Annotated in this window: 9 protein-coding genes and 1 CRISPR repeat array; of the genes, 5 read left to right on the top strand and 4 right to left on the bottom strand. The window is 65.1% G+C overall.

Translation table 11 applies throughout. The annotated features are described in order from the left end of the window. A partial coding sequence (locus GJ668_RS20405; protein WP_222930824.1) for a hypothetical protein occupies positions 1 to 214 on the top strand: 214 nt, incomplete at its 5' end. Between the two features lie 178 nt (positions 215 to 392). Here GJ668_RS20405 and cas1 read toward each other — a convergent pair. The 4 genes from cas1 to csx16 form a co-directional block, all read right to left on the bottom strand. Continuing rightward, positions 393 to 1,430, bottom strand: a complete 1,038-nt coding sequence (gene cas1, locus GJ668_RS19020) for a CRISPR-associated endonuclease Cas1 (RefSeq protein WP_155451674.1) — start codon at positions 1,428 to 1,430, stop codon at positions 393 to 395. Next, on the bottom strand, positions 1,427 to 1,798 hold the full coding sequence (gene cas2, locus GJ668_RS19015) for a CRISPR-associated endonuclease Cas2 (protein WP_155451673.1): 372 nt from the start codon (positions 1,796 to 1,798) through the stop codon (positions 1,427 to 1,429). Before cas2 ends, cas1 begins: the two co-directional genes overlap by 4 nt. A gap of 26 nt (positions 1,799 to 1,824) precedes the next feature. Next, positions 1,825 to 2,109, bottom strand: coding sequence for a CRISPR-associated endonuclease Cas2 (locus GJ668_RS19010; protein WP_012972306.1), 285 nt, complete (start codon positions 2,107 to 2,109; stop codon positions 1,825 to 1,827). Between the two features lie 89 nt (positions 2,110 to 2,198). Next, positions 2,199 to 2,516: a CRISPR-associated protein Csx16 gene (gene csx16 / locus GJ668_RS19005; protein WP_155451672.1), complete on the bottom strand. Its 318-nt coding sequence runs from the start codon at positions 2,514 to 2,516 to the stop codon at positions 2,199 to 2,201. Between the two features lie 163 nt (positions 2,517 to 2,679). On the opposite strand from csx16, the gene GJ668_RS19000 reads away from it, so the two are divergent. The 4 genes from GJ668_RS19000 (at position 2,680) to GJ668_RS18985 (ending at position 6,383) form a co-directional block, all read left to right on the top strand. Then, positions 2,680 to 4,560: a PcfJ domain-containing protein gene (locus GJ668_RS19000; protein WP_155451671.1), complete on the top strand. Its 1,881-nt coding sequence runs from the start codon at positions 2,680 to 2,682 to the stop codon at positions 4,558 to 4,560. Positions 4,561 to 4,658: 98 nt separating this feature from the next. Continuing rightward, positions 4,659 to 5,330 (top strand): dual OB domain-containing protein, encoded by a 672-nt coding sequence (locus tag GJ668_RS18995; protein WP_155451670.1) that lies wholly within the window; start codon positions 4,659 to 4,661, stop codon positions 5,328 to 5,330. A 19-nt stretch (positions 5,331 to 5,349) separates the two neighbouring features. Next, a complete protein-coding gene (locus tag GJ668_RS18990; protein ID WP_155451669.1) occupies positions 5,350 to 5,949 on the top strand; it encodes a DUF488 domain-containing protein in 600 nt (199 codons plus the stop codon). Continuing rightward, positions 5,946 to 6,383: a DUF488 domain-containing protein gene (locus tag GJ668_RS18985; protein ID WP_155451668.1), complete on the top strand. Its 438-nt coding sequence runs from the start codon at positions 5,946 to 5,948 to the stop codon at positions 6,381 to 6,383. Before GJ668_RS18990 ends, GJ668_RS18985 begins: the two co-directional genes overlap by 4 nt. Positions 6,384 to 6,558: 175 nt before the next feature. Then, positions 6,559 to 7,014: a CRISPR direct-repeat array (repeat unit 36 nt; unit sequence GTCTTAATCCCCTCGAAAGCGGGTCTCAATGCGGAC). Positions 7,015 to 7,088: the final 74 nt, after the last annotated feature.

Raw genomic sequence — 7,088 nt, 5'->3', positions numbered from 1 at the left:
CTCTTTTTTTTTTTCTTTTGTTGGTTTTTATCCCATCATTAGTGTGTCATTATTGCTACTCGTCTTTTCTTTGTTAATTCTTGTTTTTTTTGTCTTAATCCCCTCAAAAGCGGGTCTCAATGCGAACGATAACTTCGCGATGGAGCGATCAGAAGATCCAGGTCTTAATCCCCTCAAAAGCGGGTCTCAATGCGAACCCTTCGCCATATTGTGACCACTTGATAATCAATAACTTATGCAGAATTTCATGAGCACATTGAGTGTTCAAAAAAGTTAGCCTATAAGTGTACATGCAAGTGGTCACAATTTGATCGGTTACGATCAGCAGCGAGGATCCGACTGAAGAATCATAACAAAGCCGGTTTGATGCACAAGCGGTTTTGCCGCACCAATCAGCGCACCTCCTCCAATACTTCATAGGCTTCGCCAAATGGCATGAACGGGCGCAAGTCCTGACGCAGCGCCGTCATCTGACGCCGACACAGCTGACTGAGGCTCACCGTTGTTCCAGAGCGCGCCTCCTCAAGGCTCGGGTGCAGGTCGGGCCAATCCTGGCGGGCCTGAGCCCAGGCTTGGTAGAAGCGTCCCCGTGCCTCCTTGGAGAGACGACATCCTTCTGATGGACTGCTGGTGAAATCCTCAGGCTTGAGCAGACGATCCAGCATTCCGAGGACCACCAGATCGACAGAGGGACGCAGCGGTTCGATCAGATCGAGCACCAGGGATTCGCGTCCGGGAACCAGTTCATGCAGCAGTCCTTGAGCGGGATCGAGTCCGTGTTGCTGCACCGTACCCAACATCTCGCCGCCGAGCAGGGTGTAGCCGAGCGAGAACAGGGCATTGACCGGATCGCGGGGCGGACGGCGATTGCGTCCGTGAAAGCCCCAGGCCGGCGCCAAAGAACGGCCAAGCCAGCGGAACCACGCCGCCGCCGACACACCTTCCAACCCCATCAGGGTATCGCGGCTCGACGCCGCTGGGATCTGGGCGAGCGCCTCGCGCTGGGAGCGGCACAGGGCGGCGTGGGCCTCAGCCAAGGCCGCCGGAATCGTCAGCGATTTGCTCAGACACAGTTGCGCCTCCAGCTTGGCGTGCAGCAAGCGCCGTGCGATCGCCAGCCTTGCCGTTTCTTGCTCGGCCGCCCGATGCTGGGCGATACGCAGTCCCACCGTCGCTCCCAGCGCCGGTCCCATCCAGGCGCAGGCCCCACGCCCGCGCCCCGGTTGCAGCACCGCCGGAATCCCGCGTTCGGCCAGCGCCCGCCAGACATCGCAACCGACAAGGGCGCGTCCATGCACCACCACCAGCCCGAGCACGCCGAGCGGGATATGGCGCGGCTTGTTGCCGGGCGTGGCCAGACGCAGAGCGCCTCCGTCGAGCGTCAGTTGCGTGTCGCGGTGGTCAATGACGAGCAGCAGTTGGGCGTTCATGTGGGACTCCGGGTGAACGGAAGTACGGGAGGTGTCGGCGTGGTCAGCGCCCGCCAACCGGGCGCACCGGCGCGTGATTCAGTAGCCGCTTCGCCATCGCCCAGCAGATGCCCCTGGACGACGCACTGTCCGCGCAGCTGGAGCGCCGAGGGCGCAGCAACCGGATAGGCGCGCAGATCGTCCTTGGCCACATCCATCAGGGTCTCCAACCGATCAAGCAGCGCCTCGATAGCGGACTCGGTGCCCTGCACCAGAAAAACCGAGCGTTGCAGCGCGATCCCTTCGCGGCGCACGGCCCGATGCAGCCGCTGCAAGCGGCGTGGATCGGCGATGTCATAGGCGAGCAGATACCAACCGGACTGGGACATGGGATGCCTCCAGACAGTGGATGGAGTCAGGCGGCCAGCAGCAGGCCATCCTGAAGTGCCGTGGTGCGACCCTTGCCACGGGCCAGCACGGCGCGATGCCCTTCGACCCAGGTGAACAGCCAGGCATCAGTGGCCGGGTCAAGTTCGTCACCGAGTTGCTCGAACAGCCGCCGCGCCTGGATGGCGTCGACCTGACACTCGTGCACCGACAACTGCCCATCGAGACGCCATTCGCGCAGGGTCTTGAGCGCGTGTCGACGCACACGGTCATCGCGGATGTCATAGGCAAACACGGCCAGACGGCTCGACATCGAATCCCCCACCGCCTGGACCGGCGGCCAAGAACGCGGGTGTTGTTCAGTGCGCCTATGAAACCGCGTTCTCCCCTCTCAGGCGGGTCTCACAAGCTTGCAGGGTCGCGGCTCGGTTCAACGCGCGTGACGCGGTACTCCTCGATTCGCGCGCCACAGGCCCGCATCTGCTCGGTGCTCAGTTCACGCCCGCGCAGTTCGGGCGGCAGATCCAGCGACAGATTCAGATAGCGCCCGCCGCGCGCGCAGACCTCAGCGGCCAGATTCACCGGCAGCGAGCCGATGACGATATCGCCCGGCTCGATGAGCGCCGGATTCAGATGCACGATGACGGCCTCGACCTCAAAACCCTCCTCGGCGGCCCAGTCATGGGCGCCGGGATGGCGGGAGACGAAATAGGTGGCCATGGAATCCTCCGTGTGATGTGGATGATGGATGGTGGTGACGTATTGAACCGGTGCGGCCGATGACGGTGGGGTGCGACAAGCTTGTGGCCAACGCCGGCGTCCGTCGGTGGGACGATACTGCGGGCCCCCCCCCCCAGAGCGCCCGCGCGCGGAGTCTCACGCCATGCGTCCCGACGGTCAGCCGTTCGAACACTGGAGCTATCGCCGCATCGGTGATACCGGTCTGAATGCCGCCAGTGTGACGCTCCTCAACCGGCTGTTGTCCGAAGGCCGGCTCAGCACGCCGCGCGCCTGGCTAATGCGCCGTGGGCTGCCGGTCAGCGTGCGTCAGGCGTTGCGGCTCGACTTCGCCGCGCCCACGCCCCTAGCCGGCCAACCCGGCCGCTATCACCGGCTGTGGCTGGTTGAACAGGCCGACCGTCAGGTGTTCGCCTATGGCGTCGAACGTCCGGGCACGAGTCCCCTGATCGGCGGGCGCGTGTTGCGCGACTGGCCGGCGCTCGATCCCAAGGCACTCTGGCTGAAGGCACTGGCCGCGCATCAGGCCGATGCCGTGCTCGATCACCCCAACGCCCATCGCGCCAGTCCCGCCGGGCCGTCGGAACACTGGATGCTGACCCAGGTCGAGACGGCGCTGTGTCGCGCCGCGCTTGGTGAGTGGCTCGCCGCCCTGGACGCCGAGCGGCTGGTCGTGGTCCAGACCGAAGGGAGGCCGACGCCCGAGGTGTTCAACGACTATGGCATGGGTGATGAGACCACCCGCACCCGTCGCCTCCAGGCCGCTCGCACCTTCCCCGCCTATGCCGGCGTATTGCGCACCGACGCGCGTCTGCGCCGGGCGGTGCTCACCGGGGAACCGCTGCAACACGCCCTGGCTGACCACTTCCAGGTCAAGCCGCGCACCATCGCCCGTACCCGAAGCCTGACCGGGACGCTTGCCCCCGTCGCTCGCCGGACGCACCTCCAGCGCCTCAATCGCTGGCCGGCGGAGTATCTGCCGCGCGAGGACGCGGACTGGGCACCCTGTCTGGCCCTGGCCGAGCGGCTCGACACCCTGGCCACCTGTCTGAACGTCGAGCCGATCCGGCTCCTCAAGCCCTTCCGCCATGGCTGGGCGACCGGACTCCACACCCTGACTCAACAGGTCGGCACCCGTCTGGACGTCGATGCCCTCTTCGAGATGATGCAGGCGGCCTGGCACTACGGGGTGCATCCGGCCTTGGTGGACTGGGCCACGTCCAATGGCCTGGACGAATCCGATGTCCCACTCCAGCCGCCGCCGACCTTCTTCCCGCGCTGGTTCGGGCGCGCGGGCCTGGCCCGTCTGATGACGCTGGCCCGGGAGTGGCGCACGGCACGCCTGGCCTTCAGTCTGGCCCGTTCAGACGCCGCCCCCGAGACCGCCGAACCGCTGACCTGGCCGGCCTGGACCCCTGGTCCCCACACGTCCGGCGACTATCGGATCCTGGAGCTGACCAGTCAGGCCGACCTGGAGCACGAGGGTCTGCGTCTGGCGCACTGTGTCGGCACCTATGCGAGCGAATCCCTGCTCCACGCCATGGGGATCTATGCGGTGCGCGACCGGCATGGCCAGTCGTGCTCGACCTTCCAGGTGCAGATGACCGAATCGGGACCGCTCCTGGTCCAGCACCAGGCCACGGCCAACACCGAGCCGCCCGCCGCCGAACGCGATCTGGTGGCGCACTTCATTGCCCGCGTGCTCGTCGCCGTGCCGCCGGAGCGGGTGCGGGCGGTGCGCGCCGAGCGCGAAGCCCTCGCCGCCAACGCCTCGGCCTGGATGGCGCGTCTGGCCGAACTGGAGGAACAGGGCGAGCTTCAGGGCGAACTCGACCCCGAGCAGGCCGCCGAACTGGCCGAGCAGGTTCGTGGTCTGCATCCGCCCGAGGTGCGCCGGCTGGGGTGGGCATCCGTGCTCCAAGCACACGCCGCCGACTGGCTGGACGGGACGCCAACGCCGCCCGACGCGCGCGCCGATGACGCCGCTGAAGCGCTCATGGACGACGACTGGGATCTGGCCGCCTGACGGCCAGACCGCCACAAGCTTGCGTCTCCGGCGCCCCAGGCCCGCGCCGGGCACACTGCCTCCCATCATCACGGATCGTCTTGAGGCGTCGCTGTCCAATGAAGGCTCACCCGACCCAACCGCAGACCAAAACCCTGGTCGTTCTGGCCAACTCCTGCAAGAACAACGGCCGCTGTCTGGCCGGCAAGGCACTGGCCAATGACCGCTTCGGGGCCTGGATCCGCCCCGTCAGCGCCCACCCCACCGGTGCCCTCACGCTGGAGCACCAGGCGTTCAACGACAGCACCACCCCGGCCCTGCTCGACGTGGTGACGGTCCCGGTGCGCCGCCCGGCCCCGCTCGGATTCCAGTCCGAGAACCACCTGATCCACTCCCAGTATTACTGGAGCCGGGTCGGACGGCTGGACGCCGCGCGCTTGCCCGAACTGGTCGATCCAGTCGCGCCGCTGTGGATCAACGGCCATTCGACGGTCGCTGGCTGCAACGACCGCGTGCCCGAAGACCGCCTGGCCGAGCTCGACCACTCGCTGATCCTGATCGGCCCGGTGACCGTCTGGCTGCATGTGGCCTGGGAGAAACTGCGCGCCCGTTTCGTCCACCAGGCCGTCACCTACGATCTGGTCGTGACCGATCCCGACCTTAAAGCCGCCTATGCCGGGCGCCCCGATGGCGTGCTCGAACAGCAACCCAACAGCTTCGTGTGCGTGAGCCTGGCCCCGCCCTGGAACGGGTATGCTTACAAGCTCGCCGCCGCCATCCTCACCCCGTAGGTTCATTGCGAGGTCTTCGATGCTCTATACCCTCGGCCATTCCGATCACACACTGGAGGCGTTTCTGGATCTGCTCCAGCGTCACCGGATCACGGCCATCGCCGATGTGCGCTCGGCTCCCTACAGCCGCCGGCATCCGCAGTTCAACCGCGAGCCGCTCCAGGCCGCCTTGCGCGAAGCGGGTGTGGCCTATGTGTTTCTCGGGCGCGAGTGCGGGGCGCGCTCGGATGATCCGGCCGCCTTGCGCGACGGTCAGGTCGACTACGAACGGCTGGCCGAGACCTCGCGCTTTCGCGACGGCGTGACGCGGATCGTTCAGGGGGCGCAACGCTATCGCCTGGCCATGCTGTGCGCCGAACGCGACCCGATGACCTGTCATCGCACCATCCTGGTCAGCCGGTCGCTGGTCGACCAAGGGAGGCCGGTCGAACACATTCTCTATGACGGCGCTCTGGAACCGCACGCCGCGACCCTGCGCCGTCTGCGCGCCCATCTGGGACTTGAACACCCGGATCTGTTTCACACCGACGCCGAGCTGGAGGCCCTGGCCTATCGCCAACAAGGCGAGCGCCTGGCCTATCGCCCGGATGAATTGCACGACACGGAGTCCAACCCATGACCCTCTATACCATCGGCTTCACCCAGAAGAACGCCGAGCGTTTCTTTGGCCTGCTCACCGCCCACGGCGTCCAGCGCGTGCTGGACGTGCGCCTCAACAACCGCTCGCAGTTGGCGGGCTTTGCCAAGCGCGACGATCTGCGCTTCTTCCTCCAGCGCCTCGGCGGAATCGGCTATCAGGAGGTGCCGGAACTCGCCCCCACGCCGGCCCTGCTCGATGACTACAAGAAGCAGGGTGGCGACTGGGACGTCTATGAACGCCAGTTCCAGGCACTGCTCACCGAGCGGCAGGTCAGCACCACACTCGACCCCGCCCTGTTCGACGGAGCCTGCCTGCTGTGCAGCGAGGCCAGTCCACGTCACTGTCACCGGCGTCTGGTCGCCGAGCATCTCCAGGCGCACTGGGGCGGGATCACGATACGACATCTGGAGTGAAATCCCGGTGAGGGGTGCGCAGACGGCGAAATGATCGCCGTCGCGTCTCTTTGCGCCTCGGGTGTGCTTTGGGGATCGACTCAAGCGTGCTGAAGGGTGATTGGCTCGGGCTTGAGCGGCAGGAAGACGGTGACGTGCTCGCCGTCCTTGGCGGAGTGATGAGTTTCTGATCGGCGTCTTAATCCCCTCGAAAGCGGGTCTCAATGCGGACCCCGCTAAGCTCGCCGCTCAGATGCTCAAGCTCGAGTCTTAATCCCCTCGAAAGCGGGTCTCAATGCGGACCCCGACCTCCAGCAGCATACCCAGATCCCCGCCGTGTCTTAATCCCCTCGAAAGCGGGTCTCAATGCGGACCCTGACATGATTCCGCTTGGCGGCTGTATCCGGCGTCTTAATCCCCTCGAAAGCGGGTCTCAATGCGGACAAATGAATACTGTCGAAAGCATCGTTATTGACTTGTCTTAATCCCCTCGAAAGCGGGTCTCAATGCGGACGGTCTCGACCGCGCCAATGCTTATCCTTCCATTTGTCTTAATCCCCTCGAAAGCGGGTCTCAATGCGGACCCGCCCAGAGCCGTCATAATCACGCGCTTCTTGTCTTAATCCCCTCGAAAGCGGGTCTCAATGCGGACACGAGAGACACTATGTATATGGAACAGGTATAAGTGACATCGACACAAGAGGCGCGGTGGTAAGGGGGGAGCTG

Origin of the sequence: Allochromatium palmeri (assembly GCF_009720725.1) — a bacterium.
Taxonomy (GTDB): domain Bacteria; phylum Pseudomonadota; class Gammaproteobacteria; order Chromatiales; family Chromatiaceae; genus Thermochromatium; species Thermochromatium palmeri.
The sequence above is the reverse complement of the archived record's forward strand: the minus strand, read 5'-3'. Positions and strand labels throughout refer to the sequence as shown.